This is a genomic window from Oricola indica (assembly GCF_019966595.1).
GTDB lineage: Bacteria > Pseudomonadota > Alphaproteobacteria > Rhizobiales > Rhizobiaceae > Oricola > Oricola indica.
In genome coordinates this window covers 50,543-69,127 of the sequence record NZ_JAINFJ010000003.1, presented here as the reverse complement: position 1 = coordinate 69,127, position 18,585 = coordinate 50,543, and the positions used below count along the sequence as shown (strand labels likewise).

At 63.2% G+C, this 18,585-nt stretch carries 17 protein-coding genes and 1 tRNA gene; 12 read left to right on the top strand and 6 right to left on the bottom strand.

All coding sequences use genetic code 11. The features are described 5' to 3' along the window. The first annotated feature begins 79 nt into the window (after positions 1 to 79). The 9 genes from LC343_RS09115 (at position 80) to LC343_RS09075 (ending at position 7,806) form a co-directional block, all read left to right on the top strand. Complete coding sequence (locus LC343_RS09115) at positions 80 to 640, top strand: ubiquinol-cytochrome C chaperone family protein (RefSeq protein WP_223476814.1); 561 nt, start codon at positions 80 to 82, stop codon at positions 638 to 640. Next, positions 640 to 1,191 (top strand): YceD family protein, encoded by a 552-nt coding sequence (locus tag LC343_RS09110; RefSeq protein WP_223476813.1) that lies wholly within the window; start codon positions 640 to 642, stop codon positions 1,189 to 1,191. The genes LC343_RS09115 and LC343_RS09110 overlap by 1 nt, the downstream gene beginning before the upstream one ends. A gap of 125 nt (positions 1,192 to 1,316) precedes the next feature. Further along, positions 1,317 to 2,381 carry a phosphate acyltransferase PlsX gene (gene plsX / locus LC343_RS09105; RefSeq protein WP_223476812.1) on the top strand — a complete coding sequence of 355 codons (1,065 nt, stop codon included), beginning with the start codon at positions 1,317 to 1,319 and terminating at the stop codon, positions 2,379 to 2,381. 10 nt (positions 2,382 to 2,391) lie between these two features. Beyond that, the gene (locus tag LC343_RS09100; RefSeq protein WP_223476811.1) at positions 2,392 to 3,363 is read left to right on the top strand and encodes a beta-ketoacyl-ACP synthase III; all 972 of its coding nucleotides are present in this window, start codon (positions 2,392 to 2,394) and stop codon (positions 3,361 to 3,363) included. Positions 3,364 to 3,460: 97 nt separating this feature from the next. Continuing rightward, complete coding sequence (locus LC343_RS09095; RefSeq protein WP_223476810.1) at positions 3,461 to 3,781, top strand: integration host factor subunit alpha; 321 nt, start codon at positions 3,461 to 3,463, stop codon at positions 3,779 to 3,781. 124 nt (positions 3,782 to 3,905) lie between these two features. Beyond that, complete coding sequence (locus tag LC343_RS09090) at positions 3,906 to 4,463, top strand: MerR family transcriptional regulator (protein ID WP_223476809.1); 558 nt, start codon at positions 3,906 to 3,908, stop codon at positions 4,461 to 4,463. A gap of 199 nt (positions 4,464 to 4,662) precedes the next feature. After that, positions 4,663 to 6,501 (top strand): glutaminase A, encoded by a 1,839-nt coding sequence (gene glsA / locus LC343_RS09085; protein WP_223476808.1) that lies wholly within the window; start codon positions 4,663 to 4,665, stop codon positions 6,499 to 6,501. Between the two features lie 76 nt (positions 6,502 to 6,577). Further along, positions 6,578 to 6,654, top strand: a tRNA-Pro gene (locus LC343_RS09080). Positions 6,655 to 6,711: 57 nt separating this feature from the next. After that, a complete protein-coding gene (locus LC343_RS09075; RefSeq protein WP_223476807.1) occupies positions 6,712 to 7,806 on the top strand; it encodes a glycosyltransferase family 4 protein in 1,095 nt (364 codons plus the stop codon). On the opposite strand, the gene LC343_RS09070 is transcribed toward LC343_RS09075, so the two are convergent. The 4 genes from LC343_RS09070 to LC343_RS09055 are packed head-to-tail and all read right to left on the bottom strand — an operon-like array spanning position 7,776 to position 12,382. Further along, positions 7,776 to 9,035 (bottom strand): O-antigen ligase family protein, encoded by a 1,260-nt coding sequence (locus LC343_RS09070; RefSeq protein WP_223476806.1) that lies wholly within the window; start codon positions 9,033 to 9,035, stop codon positions 7,776 to 7,778. The genes LC343_RS09075 and LC343_RS09070 overlap by 31 nt on opposite strands. Continuing rightward, on the bottom strand, positions 9,032 to 10,564 hold the full coding sequence (locus LC343_RS09065) for an undecaprenyl-phosphate glucose phosphotransferase (protein ID WP_223476805.1): 1,533 nt from the start codon (positions 10,562 to 10,564) through the stop codon (positions 9,032 to 9,034). The genes LC343_RS09070 and LC343_RS09065 overlap by 4 nt, the downstream gene beginning before the upstream one ends. Before the next feature lie 43 nt (positions 10,565 to 10,607). Beyond that, positions 10,608 to 11,786, bottom strand: coding sequence for a glycosyltransferase (locus LC343_RS09060; RefSeq protein ID WP_223476804.1), 1,179 nt, complete (start codon positions 11,784 to 11,786; stop codon positions 10,608 to 10,610). Positions 11,787 to 11,806: 20 nt separating this feature from the next. Beyond that, positions 11,807 to 12,382, bottom strand: a complete 576-nt coding sequence (locus tag LC343_RS09055; RefSeq protein WP_223476803.1) for a polysaccharide biosynthesis/export family protein — start codon at positions 12,380 to 12,382, stop codon at positions 11,807 to 11,809. A gap of 196 nt (positions 12,383 to 12,578) precedes the next feature. Between LC343_RS09055 and LC343_RS09050 the strand changes: the two genes are divergently transcribed. After that, on the top strand, positions 12,579 to 14,753 hold the full coding sequence (locus tag LC343_RS09050; RefSeq protein WP_223476802.1) for a GumC family protein: 2,175 nt from the start codon (positions 12,579 to 12,581) through the stop codon (positions 14,751 to 14,753). Between the two features lie 14 nt (positions 14,754 to 14,767). On the opposite strand, the gene LC343_RS09045 is transcribed toward LC343_RS09050, so the two are convergent. Further along, the gene (locus LC343_RS09045) at positions 14,768 to 15,937 is read right to left on the bottom strand and encodes a GNAT family N-acetyltransferase (protein ID WP_223476801.1); all 1,170 of its coding nucleotides are present in this window, start codon (positions 15,935 to 15,937) and stop codon (positions 14,768 to 14,770) included. A 91-nt stretch (positions 15,938 to 16,028) separates the two neighbouring features. Between LC343_RS09045 and LC343_RS09040 the strand changes: the two genes are divergently transcribed. Then, on the top strand, positions 16,029 to 17,084 hold the full coding sequence (locus LC343_RS09040) for a polysaccharide deacetylase family protein (protein WP_223476800.1): 1,056 nt from the start codon (positions 16,029 to 16,031) through the stop codon (positions 17,082 to 17,084). Here the strand turns inward: LC343_RS09040 and LC343_RS09035 are convergent. Continuing rightward, positions 17,074 to 17,298, bottom strand: coding sequence for a DUF2842 domain-containing protein (locus tag LC343_RS09035; RefSeq protein WP_223476799.1), 225 nt, complete (start codon positions 17,296 to 17,298; stop codon positions 17,074 to 17,076). The genes LC343_RS09040 and LC343_RS09035 overlap by 11 nt on opposite strands. Positions 17,299 to 17,430: 132 nt before the next feature. Here LC343_RS09035 and LC343_RS09030 point away from each other — a divergent pair, with 132 nt between their 5' ends. After that, complete coding sequence (locus tag LC343_RS09030; RefSeq protein WP_223476798.1) at positions 17,431 to 18,567, top strand: COX15/CtaA family protein; 1,137 nt, start codon at positions 17,431 to 17,433, stop codon at positions 18,565 to 18,567. Positions 18,568 to 18,585: the final 18 nt, after the last annotated feature.

Genomic DNA, 18,585 nt, shown 5'->3' with positions numbered 1-18,585 from the left:
GGATCGGTAAACCGACTCACGTCCGGTTGCAAGGTCGCCGACCTGTTCCGGCCGGTGCTATGGAAGGTGCCTTTGCACGATGATTATGTCACTGTTTCGGCGCGCGCCGAGGATGCTCAACGAAAAGATCGTCGACAAGGCTTATGGCGCCATCGTCGCGGCTGCGCGCAACCCGGTTCTCTACGCCGAATGGGGCGTGCCCGACACGCCGCTCGGGCGCTATGAGAGCGTCGGACTGCACATGATTCTCTTCCTCCACCGCACCCGCGGCGCGGAAAGCCCGCTCGATGAATTCGCCCAGGACGTGCTCGACGAGTTCTTCAAGGATGTCGATCACTCCATGCGCGAACTGGGCGTCGGCGATCCGTCGGTGCCCAAGCGCATGAAGAAGCTGGCCCGCATGTTCTATGGCCGCATGGGAAACTATTGGTCCGCGCTCGATAGCGAAGACGCCGATGCGCTCGGCGAGGCGCTCGCGCGCAATGTCGCTCCCGAGGACCCCGCCGTGATCGACCGGAACGGGATCGCCCGCTACATGATGCGCTCGGCGCGGTATCTCGCCGAGATCCCCGACAGCGAATTGCTTGCCGGCGGCGTCCGCTTTCCGGACCCGGCGGAAGCGGAAAGGAGGCCGGCATAATGGCCGGATCGGATAAAAAGCAGAGCCCGGTTTCGCACACCGTCGTCGTCTCGGTTCTTCCGTCGGCAGGATTTTCCGCTCGCATCGAGGCGACCGAAGATCAGAAGGCCGCGCTGGCCGAAGCGCATGACTTGCTTGCCGTCGACAGCTTCATCGCCGAACTCGAACTCAAGCGCTGGCGCAGGGATGGCGTTCGCATCCGGGGAAACGTCCAGGCTCGTATACGGCAGGAATGCGTCGTTACGCTTGAACCTCTTGTCACCGATCTCGATGTGCCGGTGGATGCGGTCTTCCTGCCGGAAGGCTCGAAGCTCGCGCGTCCGCTTGACGAGGAAGGCGCGCTGATCGTCGATCCGGACGGCCCCGACCTTCCGGAGATATTCGAAGGCGGCGTCATCGATGCCGGCGCGGTTGCCGAGGAGTTCTTCGCACTCGACATCGATCCCTATCCGCGCGCGCCCGGCGCGGAGATGGAAGCGGAAGAAGGCGACGGCGAAGACGCGTCGGAAAAGCCTTTCGCGGGCCTTGCGGCGCTACGCGATAAGCTGTGAAACCGGTGACGCCGGAAAAATAAGGTGTTGAGACATCCCGAAGAAAAGTTATGTTCGGCGCGCCGGACGCCGAGGGCGAATGGCCAACTGCCCGAAGGCGGGGAACAAAGACGGGATCGGATGGTTTGATAACAATCTCGATTGACGCGATGGGAGGAGATCACGGACCTGCGGTCGTGATTCCCGGCGCGGCCAAATCGCTCGAGCGGCATCCGGAATTGCGTTTTGTCTTTTTCGGACAGGAGGACAAGGTCCTTCCCGTACTCGAGCGCTATGAAAAACTGAATGCAGCCTCGCGCTTCGAGCATTGCGAGGTCGCGGTGCGCATGGACGACAAACCGAGCCAGGCCTTGCGGCAGGGCAGGTGGAAGTCGTCCATGTGGAAGGCGATCGAGGCGGTGAAGACCGGCGAGGCCGATGTCTGCGTATCGGCGGGAAATACCGGCGCGCTGATGGCCATGTCGAAATTCTGCCTGCGCACGATGTCCGCCATCGAGCGCCCCGCTATCGCTGCGATCTGGCCGACCTTGCGCGGCGAGAGCATCGTGCTCGATGTCGGCGCGACGATCGGTGCGGATGCGCAGCAACTCGTCGATTTCTCTGTCATGGGCGCCGCGATGGCGCGGGCGCTGATCGAGGTCAAGCGGCCGACGGTCGGCCTGCTGAATGTCGGCGTCGAGGAGATCAAGGGCCAGGAAGAGGTCAAGGAAGCCGGGCGTCTGTTGCGGCTCGCCGACCTTCCGACACTGGATTATCGCGGCTTCGTGGAAGGCGACGATCTCGGTCAGGGCACGGTGGATGTCGTGGTCACTGAGGGCTTTTCCGGAAATATCGCGCTGAAGACCGCCGAAGGCACTGCCAAGCAGATCGCGGAATATCTTCGAGCCGCCATGAGCCGGACATTCATGGCGCGCATCGGCTATCTCATGGCGCGCGGCGCGTTTCGCCGTCTGCGCGACAAGATGGACCCGAGAAAGGTCAATGGCGGTGTCTTTCTCGGCCTCAACGGCATCGTTATCAAGAGCCATGGCGGCACGGATGACGAGGGCTTCGCGGCGGCTGTCGATGTCGGCTACGACATGGTGCGCAACGCGCTGTTGCAGAAGATCGAGACCGATCTGAAGAATTACCACGGCCAGCCAGCATTGGGCGCGTCCGGCGATGCGGCCGCCGCCACGAATTCGGAGTGAAGTCCAGCGTATGATCAGATCTGCGGTAACAGGAATCGGAAGCGCTTTGCCGAAGCGCGTCATGACCAACAGCGAATTCGAGCATGTCGTCGACACGACCGACGAATGGATCGTCCAGCGCACCGGCATTCGCCAGCGCTACATCGCGGGCGAAGACGAGACCACGGCGTCGCTCGGCGAGGCGGCCGCCCGCAAGGCGCTCGCCTCGGCTGGCCTCGATCCTTCCGATATCGACCTGATCGTCCTCGCGACCTCGACGCCGAACAATACCTTCCCCGCGACGGCCGTCGAAATACAGAACCGTCTCGGCATGCATCACGGCGCCGCATTCGACATGCAGGCCGTCTGCAGCGGCTTCATATACGCCCTGACGACGGCGGATCTCTATATCCGGGGCGGCGTGGCGCAGCGCGTCCTCGTCATCGGCGCCGAGACCTTCTCGCGGCTCCTTGACTGGGAAGACAGGACGACCTGCGTCCTGTTCGGCGATGGTGCGGGAGCCGTGGTCCTCGAAGCGGCCGAGGGCGTCGGCCTGACATCCGATACCGGAATTCTTGCCGCCAAGCTGCGTTCCGACGGTTGCCACAAGACAAAACTCTATGTCGACGGCGGTCCGTCCACGACGAAAACGGTCGGTCACCTTCGCATGCAGGGACGCGAGGTTTTCAAGCACGCTGTCGGAATGATCACCGACGTGATCGAGGATTCCTTCGCCATTGCCGGCATCAAGCCGGACGATATCGACTGGTTCGTGCCGCATCAGGCCAACCGCCGTATTATCGAGGCATCGGCGAAAAAGCTTGGAATCGCTGAAGAAAAAGTCGTCATTACTGTCGATCGTCATGGAAATACATCGGCGGCGTCCGTGCCGCTCGCGCTTTCGGTCGCGGTCGAGGACGGACGCATTAAAAAGGGCGACCTGATCCTGCTCGAAGCGATGGGTGGAGGCTTCACATGGGGCGCTATCTTGCTGCGTTGGTAAAAATTACCCACTATCCTTCCTAGCTTGCTTGACCGTGGTGCGGTCACACGGTAGCCTTTCCCTTGAATTTTCAGTGTGTTGAGGGAAGCCCGGTCAGATGGGTGACAAGACGCTTACGCGTGCAGATCTGGCGGAGGCAGTTTATCGCAAGGTTGGCCTGTCGCGCAGCGAATCCGCTTCTCTCGTCGAGATGATAATCGACGAGATTTGCGACGCTGTGGTTCGCGGCGAAACGGTCAAGCTGTCGTCGTTCGCGACCTTTCAGGTTCGCTCGAAAGCCGAGCGAATCGGCCGCAATCCGAAGACCGGCGAGGAAGTGCCGATTTCTCCGCGCCGCGTGATGACCTTCAAGGCGTCCAACGTCCTGAAGCAGAAGATTGCCGACGCGCATTCCAAGGGCACTCCGGACGCGGAATAGTTCTTTTCCGCCGGCCGCCGCATATATTTTTTACTATTAAATCTTGCAGGAAACGCCCTCGAAGCTTTGCGTGCGGCGGGGGTGCGAGTACTATCCGTGGGATTCGCAAGGAATACGGTGACCGATGGAAAAGAGCCCCGACGCATTTCGCACGATCAGCGAAGTGGCCGAAGAACTGGATCTGCCACAGCACGTATTGCGGTTTTGGGAGACACGCTTCTCGCAAATCAAGCCGATGAAGCGCGGCGGCGGGCGGCGCTATTACCGCCCGAACGATGTCGACATGCTGCGTGGCATCAAGCACCTCCTCTACGAGGAAGGCTATACGATCAAGGGCGTCCAGAAGCTGTTGCGCGAAAACGGCGTTCAATTTGCCGTTGCGATCGGAACCGGCGACATGTCGGCCTTCGAGGAGATGACCCGCAAGAACGCCGATGCGGCGAGGGTCGTCGAGGAGGAACAGAAGCGCGAACGGCATCCCATTGCCGCCGACGGTGACTCCAACATGTTGGTGGGAGAACCGAGGGTGCGCGGCAAGGGGATTTTCGGTCTGGGTGGAAAAGCCGATGCCGATGGCCAGGACGGCAACAAGTTTCAACTGTCGCAGGAAAACCGGGCGCTTCTCCAGGAGGCGCTGTTCGATCTGCTCGAATGCAAACGGCTCCTCGACCAATCGCGATGATCGCCCGGTCCTGTTGAAGCTCCCCTTGGGGTGCGGTGTTCCGGATTGTGCGGGCATTTCAAGGACTTTGTTGGCAATTTGCTCGCGAGCATCTTGCCAGCAGGGGAATTTCCCGAATTAATCGTCTTGGTTGCGGTGCACCATTCCTCCCGGCGGGGAAGGCGATCCGCATGGGCTGGTTCACTGTGGGGACGTGCATATGACATTGGCGGTATCGCCGATCAGCGACTACCTGAAGTCTCTTCACGCATCGCTCCAATCCAACGATGACGGCGAAGTCGCCACTTACATTCCGGAACTCGGACTGGCTGATCCGGGGTCCTTCGGCATCTGTATCGCCACCGTCGATGGCCAGGTCTATACGGCCGGTGACGTCGACAGGCGCTTCACGATCCAATCCATGTCAAAGCCGTTCATCTACGGATACGCGCTGCACACGCATGGCATGGAGACGGTTCTCAAACGCGTCGGCGTGGAGCCGACCGGCGAATCCTTCAATTCCATCGTTCTCGACCAGGTCTCCAACCGGCCCTACAACCCGATGGTGAATGCTGGCGCGATCGCCGTGACCTCGCTGGTCGAAGGCGAGACGGCGGATCGGCGTTACGACGAGATGATGCGGTATTTCGGCCTCTTCGCGGGCCGCGACCTGGACATCGACGAATCGGTTTTCCGTTCCGAGCACGCGACAGGCCATCGCAACCGCGCCATCGCCTACATGATGCTGAACACCGGCATGCTCGACCGTGATCCCGAGGACGTGCTCGAGCTTTATTTCAAGCAATGCTCGATCAGCGTGGATTGCCGGGATATGGCCGTCATGGCGGCGACGCTGGCCGCGCAGGGCACGAATCCGGTCACCGGCGAAACCGTGCTCGAACCGGATCACGTCCGCGACGTGCTGACCGTCATGAGCACCTGCGGCATGTATGACTATGCCGGCCAATGGGCCTTCGATGTCGGCGTTCCGGCCAAGAGCGGTGTCTCCGGTGGTGTCATCGCCGTCATACCGGGGCAGCTCGGGATCGCGGTCTATTCGCCGCCACTCGACCGTGTCGGCAACAGCGTGCGCGGCGTCGAGGCCTGCAAGAAGATCTCGCATGATTTCAGCCTGCATGTCTTCGATGGCCGGACCGACGTGCACTCGGTCATCCGCCGGGAATACACCGCCGCCGACGTGCCTTCAAAACGTGTGCGTTCGATGTGGGAACGCGACATGCTGGCCGATCACGGCAAACGCCTTTCGGTCATGGAAATCCAGGGCGCCCTGTTTTTCGGCTCTGCCGAGAAATTTCTCCGGCGGCTGACGGAGATCGCCCGCGAAGGCCGCACCGTGATCGTCGATTTCAAGCGCGCGGCCTATGCCGACCGCACCGCGATCGAGCTGATCTGCCAGACGGCGCTCGTGCTGTCGTCGGGCGACTGCACGATCGTTTTCACCGAACTCTCCGGCAAGGAGGAGTTGCAGGGCCTGAAGAGCGCCCTGGAAGAACGCGTCGGTTCCTCGCCGCGCGTCCGCCTGGTCTCCGACACGGACCTCGCCATCGAACTGTTCGAGGACGAAATCCTCGCCGAGACGGATTTCAGCCTCTACGACCGTATCCTGCCGCTCGCCGAAATCGACATTTTCGACGGACTGTCGAAAGACGACCTGCAGAGGCTCTCCGGCGTGGCGACGACTTTCCAGTACGCGGCTGGCGACAAGATCATCAGCGAAGGTGACGATGCGCGGGTGTTCTTCGTGGTCGCGCGCGGCTCCGTCAGCGTTTCGGTCACGGTTGACGGTTCGAGGACACGCCGGATCGGATCGGTCGGGCAGGGCGCGCCGTTCGGCGAAATGGCGCTTCTCGACGGCGGCAAGCGCTCCGCCGATGTCATCGCCGACGTGCCGGTGATCTGTTATCTCTTTTCCGTCGAGCGCCTGCGCGAGATGAGTGACGAGGCCCCGGCAATCCTGCCCACGATCCTCGGCAACCTCGTCCGCATCCTCTCCGACAGGCTCCGCCTCGCCAACGATGAAATCCGCGCCTTGCAGTGATTGTGGTTGCAAAACGTCGATTGTCCGATTTTCTTCTTGCCTCCCCACATCAGGGATTATAGGGCTTTCCGCGGTTCGGAGCGTAGCGCAGCCCGGTAGCGCACTTGACTGGGGGTCAAGGGGTCGTGGGTTCGAATCCCGCCGCTCCGACCAATTCGCCCGGATCCCCGGAATTCGCGCGGTGCCGCATCGCGTGTCGATGGCAAACGGATGGAAAACGCCTTGCATCGCGGGGAACGGCCGAATGCGGTGGACATCGAAGACGTCGATGTCATCGCACCCAATCTGAAAAAGCGCATGTCGGGCGTCACCTCGACGGTATTTCGCCTTGTCCCGGTTCAGGCTCGCTCGGTCGCGATCGCAGCCGCCGGTCCGACCATTCCCGATACGGTCCCGAGCATTCGCCTGCGCGATCTGGTCTTCATGTCCCGTCGCGGCCCGTCCGGCGTGCGGATCTGGCATGCGCGCCGCAATGTCGAGATGGCGGCCGGCCTCGCGCTGAAATGGCTTCTCTTCAAGCGTTTGCGGATGGTGTTCACCTCGGCGGCGCAGCGCCGGCACCAGCCTTTGACGAAATGGCTGATCGCCCGAATGGACCGCGTCATCGCGACGAGTTCGAAGTCTGCGGCGTTTCTGGACGTCGAAAACACCGTGATCCTCCACGGTATCGACACGCAACTGTTTCGGCCCGCCGAAGACAAGGCGGCGATCCGTCGTGAATTGCGGCTGCCCGAAAACGCGGTGCTGGTCGGCTGCTTTGGCCGCGTGCGTCATCAGAAGGGCAACGATCTCTTCGTCGAGGCGATGATCCGCCTGTTGCCCGAACGACCGGATGTCGTGGCGGTGATGATGGGGGGCGTCACCGAGGAGAACCGCACCTACGCGGCCAGGCTGTCCGACAAGGTGCGCGCCGCCGGCCTGCAGGACCGGATCCTTTTCCTGCCCGAGGAGAAGAACTGGGACATCTCGCCATGGTTCAGGGCGCTCGATCTCTACATCGCGCCGCAACGATGGGAAGGCTTCGGCCTTACGCCGCTCGAAGCCATGGCCTGCGGCGTCCCGGTGGTCACGACGCGGGCCGGCGCCTTCGAGGATATCGTGGTCGACGGAAAGACAGGATCGCTGGTCGACATCGAGGATCTCGATGCCCTGACACGTGCGACGGCAGAACTGCTGGATGATCCCGCAAAACGGCAACAATGGTCGAGCAATGCCGTCGAGCATGTCCGGGCGCGGTTCAGTATCGAGAAAGAGGCCGACGCGATCAACGCGATCTATCGGGAACTGCTGGCCGCCAAGCCCTGATCGTCGCGCGGATAGTGATGGCGGGCTTCCAGCGCGATGCAGCCCCAGATGATTCCCAGCAACAGATAGAAGTGTCGCCAGTGGTCCGTGTCGATCACCGTGCCGACCAAGACATGCCCGACATAGGCGATATAGGCGCACAGGAGATAGGGCTGCCACGGCCGGTCCCGGAACAGCAGCCGGAAGCCGGCCGCGAGTGTCAGGACGGTGAGGGCAAGGTAAGCCGCGAAGCCGAGCCATGAATAGTCGAACAGCGCCTTCAGCCAGATATTGTGCGTGTCCTCGCCGAAGATGCGTCCGAACTCCAGCGGGCCGATGCCGAGCGGCGTCTCGGCGGCTTTCAGCAGACCGATCCAGTGCCGCTCGAATCGGCCAAGCCGCGCCGCGTCGTAATCCTGCAGGAGTTGCGCGCGTTCGAAGAACAGCGTGCGGATCTGTTCGAACTGCAGCGCCACGATCAGCACCACGACCGCACCAGCCGCCGCAAACAGCGACAGGAGCAGGATGCGCAGCCGGAAACGCCCCGATGTACTGTTGAGGAAGAGGGCGGCGACCAGCAGCACGCCGCACATGAGCAGCAGGCCCCAGCCGGCACGCGAGAAGGAAAGGAAGATCGCGAAGGACAGGATGGCCGCCGCCGCGGCCGCCGGTAGCAGATAGCGCGCCGGCCTCGTCAGCAATGCGTGCACGGCGTACAGGGCCGGCAAAACGAGATAGGGCGCGAAGACATTCGGATCCTCGAAGACTCCCTTGGCGCGGCCGTATCGCGTGAAGATTTCCGCGCCCGGAAACAGGTGGAAATAGCCCGCGATCGCCGCGAGAGACGTTAGCAGCGCCGCCGCCGCCCATGCATTGAACACAAGCGCCAGGCGCGCCGGCCGGGCGGCGATGACGCAGGCGAAGAACACGCCGCTCAGCGCCAGGAATATCGAGGACGCGATATAGAGCGGGGCGTTCTTCCACTCCGTCATCTGCGTCATGGAGATGACGCCGCCGATGTTGAAAACCATCAGCAGCAGGAACGGCAGCATCACGGCGCGCGGGATCGTCAACAGCCCGGACATCGCCCAGATCCCGATCAGCACCACCATGAAGAGTTCATAGGGGGCCGGTTCGCGAATGACGAAGCCCGAGAGGAACACGCCGATCCAGATCGCCGCGCTCGCCAGCGTGGCACCGATAGCCCGGTTGACCGCGCCCTGCGGTAGCGTGAGCGCGGCGTCGGTCAATAGGCGTTGTCCGTATTGAGCAGCCGAATCGGCGTCAGGAAGAGAATTTTCAGGTCGAACCAGAGCGACCAGTTCTCGATATAATAGAGATCGAACTCGGTGCGCCGGCGGATCTTCTCGTCGGTATCGATTTCGCCACGCCAGCCATTGATCTGCGCCCAGCCGGTCACGCCCGGCTTGACGCGGTGGCGCGCGAAATAGCCGTCGACCACATCGGCATAGAGGCGGTCGGAGGACTGGGCGGTCACGGCGTGCGGGCGAGGGCCGACAAGCGACAGTTCGCCTCGCAGAGAGTTGAAGAACTGCGGTAGTTCATCGAGCGAAGTCTTGCGGATGAAGCGGCCGACGCGGGTGACGCGCGGATCGTCCTTGGTCACCTGCGCGCGCGCCGTCGGGTCGCACTGCTCGACATACATCGAGCGGAATTTGAAGACGTTGATCTGCTCGTTGTTGAACCCGTGGCGCTTCTGCTTGAAGATCACCGGGCCCTTGCTGTCCAGCTTGATCGCGATCGCCGTGGCGAGCATGACCGGTGAGAAGACCGCGATCCCCAGCAGCGAGAAGAAGATGTCGAAGGCGCGCTTCGCCACCGAGTCCCAGTCGCGGATCGGACGGTCGAAAATGTCGAGCATCGGCACAGAGCCGATGAAGGAATAGGTCCGCGGCCGGAAGCGCAGCTTGTTGGAATGCGCCGACAGGCGGATGTCGACCGGCAGGATCCACAGCTTCTTCAGCATGGTCAGGACCCGGTCCTCGGCATCCAGGGGCAGCGAGACGATCAGCATGTCGATATGCGCGCGCCGCGTGAACGAGACCAGTTCGGCAATGTTGCCCAGCTTGGGATAGCCGGCGACAATCGGCGGCGAACGCGCGTCGTCGCGGTCATCGAAGATGCCGCAGATCCGGATGTCGTTGTCGTGTTGCAGTTCAAGCGCCCGGATGAGCTTTTCGGCCGGCTTGCCGCCGCCGACGATAACGGCCCTGCGTTCCATGGCTCCGTCGCGTGCCCATTTGCGGATGCGCCAGGACAGGACGATGCGTGTCAGCAGCAGGAAGGCCAATCCGCCGACGAACCATGAGCCGCCCCAGACACGGCTGAAATCCTCCGAAATCTTCATGAGAAAGCCGGCGACCGCCAGGAGCGCGAAGGTCCCCGACCAGGCGAGCACGACACGCGGGAACCGTTTGAGCGGCCTGCGCAGCGCGCGGATCGTGTAGCCGGCCCCGATTTCATTGAGGACGACGAAGAGAAGGCTGCCGCCGAAGGTCGTCAGCAGATAGGGGACGATCATGTTGAAGCCGACATAAGCGGCCATGATCCCCAAGCCGATCGCGGCGAGCCCGAAAAACTCCCCGATGCGCAGCAGGCCGCTGACCATGACGGGCGAGATGGTGTTGTCGTCGAATTCCGCGGCGATGCGCTCCACGAGCGGATTGAGCTCGGTCTCGTGAGCGCTGGGATCTTCTCCGGTCTGATAGTTCCGCACTTTCTGCGACGTATAGCGCAGGCGGTGATCGATCTCGTTCATGGGGCGCCTTCGCGGTTATTGCCCGGAATATAGGGCGAAGCCCCTAAAAAACGCTTGATAAACCGGCCGCCGGAGCATGTTTGTTTACGCGCAAGGTTAACGCGGACCGGTAGGCGCGCATCGCGTTGGCGGCCATGGACTGCGCGGAAAACCGGTCTCGCAAGACGGATGCGCCGGGCATCCAGCCTCGCAGTTTGTCGGGCTCGGCCAGGGCGACGCGCATCGCGCCTGTCAAAGCGGCTTCCTCGGGCGCAACCATGGCGGGGTTGCCCGATCCGAAAATTTCGGAGATGCCGCCGACATTCGTCGCGATCACGGGCATGCCGGCGCCGAGCGCTTCCAGGACTACATAGGGGAGGGCCTCCGCTCGGGAGGGCATGACGAAGCATCGTGCCTGCAAAAAAGCATCGCGCGCCGGCATCGGTGCGTGAAAGGTGACCGCGTCGCCAAGCGAAAGCGCCTCCGCCAGCGCCTTGACTGCAGGGGCATCCGGTCCGTCGCCGACGATGACCGCGCGCGCATGGTGGCCGTCTGCCCGCAGCGAGGCGAGGGCGTGCAGGAACAGGTCAGGGCCCTTCAGCATCCGCAATTCGCCGAGGAAAAGAAAATCGGCCGCGTCATCGATTGGCGCGACCGGCACGAACTCGCTCTCACGCAAGCCGTTGTGGTTGACCGACCACGGGCATCGCGGTTCGCCGATCTTTTGCGCATATGTGCGGTGTTCGAAGTCGGCAACGAACAGGATATGGTCCGTCAGCCTTTCGAGCATCCGCTCGACGCGGAAGTAGACGCGCCCGGACCGTGTATCCGGTGCGTAGTGCAGGCTGCCGCCATGCGGCGAATAGAGACGGGCGACGCAAGACCTTTCTGCCCGTACGAGTGAGCCAAGCGCGCGGGCGAATACGCCGCCCTTCGCACCATGTCCGTGGAGGACATCCGGCTGCAATTCCTTTAATTTCGTCAGTATGTTGAGGGCGTCCCTCAAATCGCCGAAACCAACTTCCCGGCGCATCGGGATGCGATGCAGGCCCAGCGACAGCGATCCGGCCAGTTCTGCGGCCATGGCTTCGTTGTAGCCCGGGGTTCCCGCGACATCACAAACGACGCCGACCTGATGGCCGAGGTCCTGATGCGCCATCGCCAGGTCGCGCACATGGCGGAACAGCCCGCCCATCGGTGCGCGCAAAACGTGAACGATGCGCAGGGAGTCGCCGTTATCCATCGTCAGGCGGTTTTCCGGTTTCAGAAAAGGCGTTCGCGAACGAAAACTGTATCGCCGGGCAGCAGCGGATCGCTGATCAATACGCGTCCGGTCAGCACGCGCCCGTTGATCGTTCTCGTGATGTCGGCATTGGCCTGGTTGGCGCGGGGAGAAAAACCGCCCGCTGCGGCAATGGCGTTCTGCACCGTCATGCCCGGCGAATAGGCATATTGGCCGGCCGACCCGACTTCGCCCATGATGAAGATCGAGCGGTACTGATCGACTTCGACGGAAACGTCTGGATTGCGCAGGAAGCCCTCGCGCAACTTGGCGGCGATCTGGCTCTCCATTTGCTGGACGGTACGTCCGCGCGCCGGCACCGCGCCGACGAGCGGGAAGGCGATATAGCCGGACTGGTCGACAGAATAGGTGTTCGTGAGTTCGTCCTGGTCGAAGACCGTGATGCGGACCCTGTCTCCGGCATCGAGCATGTAAGGCTGGTTGATGGCTTCGTGAAACGCTGCCGGGGCCGGCTTGTAACCGGAGCAGCCGGCGAGCGTCAGAGCAGCGAGAAAAGCTGCCGCGCATGCATTTCCATAACGTCTTAGCCGATTCATCGACACAACCTTCAATTGGTACAGGCAGCCTTGCCGCCACGGCTCTGTTATCGGGTTGTTAGGGTTAATACCCGGTAAAGCGGAGGCGTTTCTGTCACCCTTCGTCAATGAACAAAGCGTTACGGCGCCATTTACCGCCCGGAAACCATGTTCCTTTAGAACTCGGATCAACTTTGTTCGAGCACCGGGGTCTTTCATGTCGCGAGTAGACTATGCAACGCGGGATGCCGATATCGATATCGGCAGGCTTTTTGGTGCGTTGTGGCGCGACCGGATACGCATCCTTCTCGGCGCGCTCGTCATCACCGGGCTGGTCTTTGTCGGTCTGTCGCTGATGACGCCGAAATACATGTCGGATGCACGCCTCCTTATCGAATCGGGAGAGTCCGTCTTCACGCGCCCCGGCAGCGACAATGCCGGTTCCGCCGATTCACCGCTGCCCGATCCGGAAGGGGTCGCCAGCCAGGTCGAGATCCTGACGTCCAGCGATCTGCTGATGCAGGTCGCGGACGATCTTGCTCTGGAACAATACGATGAATTCAATCCCGATGGATTGTTTTCCGGCCTGAAGGCGGGCCTTGCGGCGCTCGGCCTCATGGAGGATCCGTCGCAGGTTACGCCGGAAAAGCGGATCCTCGACGCGGTTCGCAACCGCCTCGATGTCTACGCGGTGACCAATTCGCGCGTTGTCGTGATCGAGTTCCAGTCCACCGACAAGGAGCTGGCGGCGAAATTCGCCAATGCGCTGGCGCAGGCCTATCTGGCGCTCGAAAGCCGGGCGCAACTGGAGACGACCGGCAAGGCCGCGAACTACCTGGCCGACGAGATCGCCGATCTGCAGGACAGCGTGCGCAAGGCCGAGGCGGCCGTCGCCGATTACCGGGCGTCTTCCGGTCTGTTTATCGGCCAGAACAACAATGTGCTGGCGACCCAGCAGCTCGCCGAACTGACGACAGAACTGTCGCGCGTGCGCGCCGAACGGTCCGGCGCCGAGGCTCGGGCGCGCAGCGTAAGGGCTGCGCTCGACGCCGGCGCATCCGTCGATTCGCTTCCCGATGTCGTGCAGTCCGCGCTGATCGGCCGGCTGCGGGAGCGCGAGATCGCGCTTCAGTCGGAGATCGCTGACCTCTCGGCAACGCTGTTGCCGGAACACCCGCGCATCCAGGGCCTGCGCTCGCAGCTCCGCGACCTGTCCCGCCAGATCGACTCCGAGGTTCGCAAGGTGCTGGCCGGGTTGCGAAGCGAAGCGGAAATCGCGCGCTCGCGCGAACAGGAAGTCCTCGCCGAGGTCAGCCGCCTCAAGGCCGCGTCGGTCGACGCCAGCGAGAGCGAGGTCGAGTTGCGGGCGCTGGAGCGCGAGGCGGCATCGCAGCGCGACCTGCTGGAAAGCTATCTCGTCCGGTTTCGCGAGGCCCGGTCGCGCGACGAGGGCCAGTACGCGCCGGCCAAGGCGCGCCTGATCTCGCGCGCCGTGGTGTCGAACGAAGCCGCTTTCCCGAAAGTGATTCCGCTGACCGGCGCCGCCTTCTTCGTGTCGCTGCTGATCATGATGCTGGTCACCCTTGTACGCGAACTGTTCTCGGGCAGGGCATTCGTACCCGTCAGTGTCGCGGTCCCGCCGGAGCAGCCCGCCGTGGCCATGGCACCCCCGGTCTCCGAGGATGATACACCTGCCGAAGTCGAGGTGGAGACAATTCCGGAGCCGGTCATGGAGCAGGCCCCCGAACCTCCCGCTGCGTCCCTCGTGGAGGATGAACCGGTCTCCGATGACAAATACGGGATCGAAGCGCTGGCGATCAGCCTTGTGGAGGCGCGGGCCGACCGCGCGATCATCGTATCGCCGGAAGGCGACGCAGGGGCGGCGGCTTCGGTTGCGCTGGCCCGTATGCTGGCCGGCGAGGGATTGCGGACCGTGGTGGTCGACCTCAGCGGCACAGGCGCGGCGACGCGGCGCATGCTCGAGGACGCCGACTGCCCCGGCATCACCGACCTTCTGGCGGCCTCGTCGTCCTATTCGGATGTGATCTATCCGGACTATGCGACCGGTGCGCATATCATCCCGACCGGTATCGCCGATCCCGCACGGGCGATGCGCGCGGCTGACCGGCTGCCGATCATTCTGGATGCGCTGGTCTCGGCCTACGACATGGTCATCGTCGAATGCGGACCGACCAATGCCGAGGGACTGAGGCGGTTGGCGGGAGCGGGCAGCCGGATCGTGCTGGCCGTGTCCGATCCCGCAGCGCCGGAAATCGTGGAAACCGCCGAAGACCTCGTCGACGCGGGCTATGACGATCTCTTGCTGGTCACCACGGACGAGGAAGACGAGAGCCCGGTCGATCCGCAGTCGCGCAGTGCCTACGCCCGCTGACCGGGCGGTCCGGCCTATCGCAGTATGGCAACCCGTTTGCGGATCTGTTTGACGGCGGTCCAGACGAGCTTGTTGCTCTTGATCGTCCGCACCAGGGTACTCCGCGCGACCTTGGCGGACGCGACGGCGCGACCGCGCAGGGTCAATGCGATGACCGTATCGCTTTGAAGCGCTTCGATCTCGCACCAGCCCCGCTTGTAAGGCTCGTCGCCGATACCGAAACTGAAGATGTCCAGTCCGCGTTCGGCGGCCTCGCGGATCGCCAGGAAGAACAGCATGTCGCCCGGGCCGATTTCCGAATATTCCGAGGCATAGGTTCCGAATTCGACCGTGAGACAACCGTCATGGACAGTGCAGCCGATGATGGCGATCGGAACGCCGCCGGCCTCGATGGTCTTCAACTCGCGCGACGGCGGTGTCTCGTTCAATCCGGCCGCGAACAGATCCTTGAAGAAGCCACGGACATGTTGGTCCGCGAAGACGTCGTGAATGCCGGCGAGCTGGAAATGCTTCGCCTTCAACTCGGAAAACCGGTCGAGCGTGCGGTTGATGTCGTTGGCATCGACGAGGGGGACGAAACGGTAACCGCCCATTTCGGCGAGCCGTCGTTCCTGCCCGCGGAAGCGCTTGCGGCGGCGTTTGGAACTGTGGCGCTTGAGAACGGCGTCGAAGCCGCCTTCCAGCGGTAGCGACAACGCCGGATTGGGACTGACATGCGACCGGGAAAACACGAACGGGTTGGCCACGCCGCCGCACTCGGCCAGTTGCCGTTCGAGCACGATGGCGTCGGCGCCGAGCCCCGCGGCGCGCAGCGCCGAGACGATCCGGCTTTCGCCGAGATCGGCCAGCGCCGCCAGATCCTCGGCGCGACCGACAGGAAAATTCCCGTTCGCATGGCGCTCGCCGGGATAGGCGAGGTTGCCGGACTGGGTGCGTTCGAGCGGTAGCAGGACAGGACCCGAATTGGCGGGCCGGAGCGAGACGAAGACGGGCTCGTGTGGCGATTGGCCGACCCATGCGCGCAGGAAATCGGCGCGCTGATAGGCGGAGCATACCGCGTCGGAGGGTATCGCATCGACCGCCGCCAGCGCCGCGTCGCGTCCGGCGTGAACGGTGACGCGCGGGTCGGCTGTACCCGACACGGTGCGTGTCGTGGAGATTGTAGCGGTGCCGATATCAACCATGTCTCAATCCTTTGATGGCAGGACTAACAGGGTCGGGTTTCGAAATCCCTTCGTCGCGACCGGTCCGGGCAGAGCAGAAATCAACAATTCGATGTCGGTTATCAAAACCTTTATGCGCAAGGCCTTCATGAACGGCGCACGGTACAGCGGATTGTCCGGGCTGCTGGACCCCGTGCTCGGCGGCGTCGGTGCGATCCTGATGCTGCATCATGTCCACCCGCGCAGCGACGAAGTGCTGCTCAACCGGGAACTGCATGTCGATCCGGCTTTCCTTGCAGACCTGATCGAGGCGCTGCAGGAGCGGGGCGCGCGTTTCGTCTCCATGGACGAGGCGGCCGACCGGCTGAAGGCTGGCCACGCGGACGAGCGGTTCCTTGCGGTATCGCTGGACGACGGATACCGCGACAATCTTCACCACGCCGCACCCGTGTTCCGGCAGTTTGGCGTGCCATACGCGATTCATATCGCGCCGGGGCTGACCGACGGAACAAGCGACTTGTGGTGGGAACTGCTCCAGATCATCATCGAGAACAACGACACGCTGACATATGGCTCACCCTCCGGACCGGTCACGCTGGATTGCGTGACGCCTGCGCAGAAGTATAAGGCCTTCGGCCACCTGGTGGAGTACGGTTCGCGGGTGATCGAAGAGGACGCCATGCGCGAACTGGTCCAGTCCCTGTGCGTGACCTACGGGATCGACGCGGACGGACACCGGCGCGAGGCGCTGCTTACCTGGGAAGAGTTGCGGGGACTGGCCGACGACCCGCTGGCGACGATCGGTGCGCACACGATGAACCACTACCACCTGCGCCGGCTGGAGCGCGACCGCGCCGCCGACGAGATCGCCCGCGCCGCCGACGTCATCGGCGACAAGCTCGGGGAGCGGCCGCGTCACATGGCCTATCCCTACGGCAATGCCGTCTCTGTCGGCCCGCGCGAGGTGGAACTGGCGGGCGAGGCGGGGTTCACCACCGCAGTGACCACCCGGCACGGGGTATTGCGGCCCGCCCATGGCGACAATCTGCTCGCGCTGCCGCGTATCTCGGTCAACGGCTACTACCAGCGGCTTCGTTATGTCGAGACCATGCTGAGCGGCATAACCGTGCCGGCGGCCAATTGCGGCCGCACCTTCGTCACCGTGTAGCGTCGCCGCCCTTCGGCTTGCGCTCCATCCAGCTGATCACGCCCATCGCCGGCAGGACCCAGACGAGACCCGACAGCGCGAAGAAGGCGAGATGGATGTACCAGGGGCTCTCGGCGAGGCGATACGTCGCGACGGTGGTCGCGACCAGCGCGTAGATCACCACGAGGGCCACCAGGATCAGCATGCCGATGAATTTTTTCAGACGGTGGGGCATTGGACGTGTTTCTTTGTCGACAGGCGGGCTATGTAGCATTCCGGCCACCAAAACCAATCCCGCCCATGCGGCATTCAGCCGCTTTTCATGCGCCGGGAGTGGATTTATGTGTCTCGCAGACAGGCATAGCACATGACAGACACCACACTGACCACAACCGGGAGCGGCCGGCCGCTCTCCCTCGACGCGCACACGCGCGAATTGCGCAATCGCGCCCAGGTCCGCGCGTGGCTCTACGTCATGCTGCTGATGCTCGTGGCGCTGGTGATCGTCGGCGGCGCGACGCGCCTGACGGATTCGGGCCTCTCGATCACCGAATGGAAGCCGATCCACGGCGTTATCCCGCCGATCGGCGAAGCGCAGTGGCAGGAAGAACTCGCCAAGTATCGCCAGATTCCCGAATATGAGCAGGTGAACAAGGGCATGTCGCTCGACGAGTTCAAGTTCATTTTCTGGTGGGAATGGGGCCACAGGCTGCTGGCGCGCGGCGTCGGTCTCGTCTTCGCCCTGCCGCTGGCCTTCTTCTGGGCGACGGGCCGTCTCGACGGCCGCATAAAGCTGCCGCTGCTGGGCATTCTCGGCCTTGGCGGCTTCCAGGGCTTCATCGGCTGGTGGATGGTCTCCTCGGGGCTGGTCGAGCGGGTGGATGTGAGCCACTACAGGCTCGCGGTCCATCTGACGGTGGCCAGCATCATCATCGCCTGCATCGTGTGGGTGGCGCGGCTGATCGCGCCGCATGCCTCCGATCTGAAGCCGACGGACAGCTCGGACCGCATGGCGGCGGTCCTGGCGCTGATGGTGCTGTTCCAGATCTATCTCGGTGCGCTGGTCGCGGGGCTTGATGCCGGTCTGGTCTTCAACTCCTGGCCGACCATGGATGGCGGCTTCTTCCCGGCCTCGCAATGGGACGCCGCGCTCGGCTGGCGCAATGTCTTCGACACGCCGGCAATCATCCAGTTCACCCATCGCACCTTCGCCTATGTCGTCTGGCTGACGGCGGGCATGCACATGATCGCGTCGCTGCGCCACGCGCCGGGCTCGACCCATGCGCGCCGCGCGGTGCTGTTGTTCGCACTGGTGACCCTGCAGGCGGTGTTCGGCATCGTCACGCTGTTGACCTATGTGCCGCTCGGCTGGGCACTGCTGCACCAGGGAACGGCGCTGGTTGTGCTCGGCTTCGCCGTCGCCCACTGGCGCGGCCTGAAAGGCCCGTTGCCGCTCTCCGACGGCACGCCGCATCGGCTGGACATGGTCGGCGTGCGGGACTGAGACGGCACGCCGCGCCAT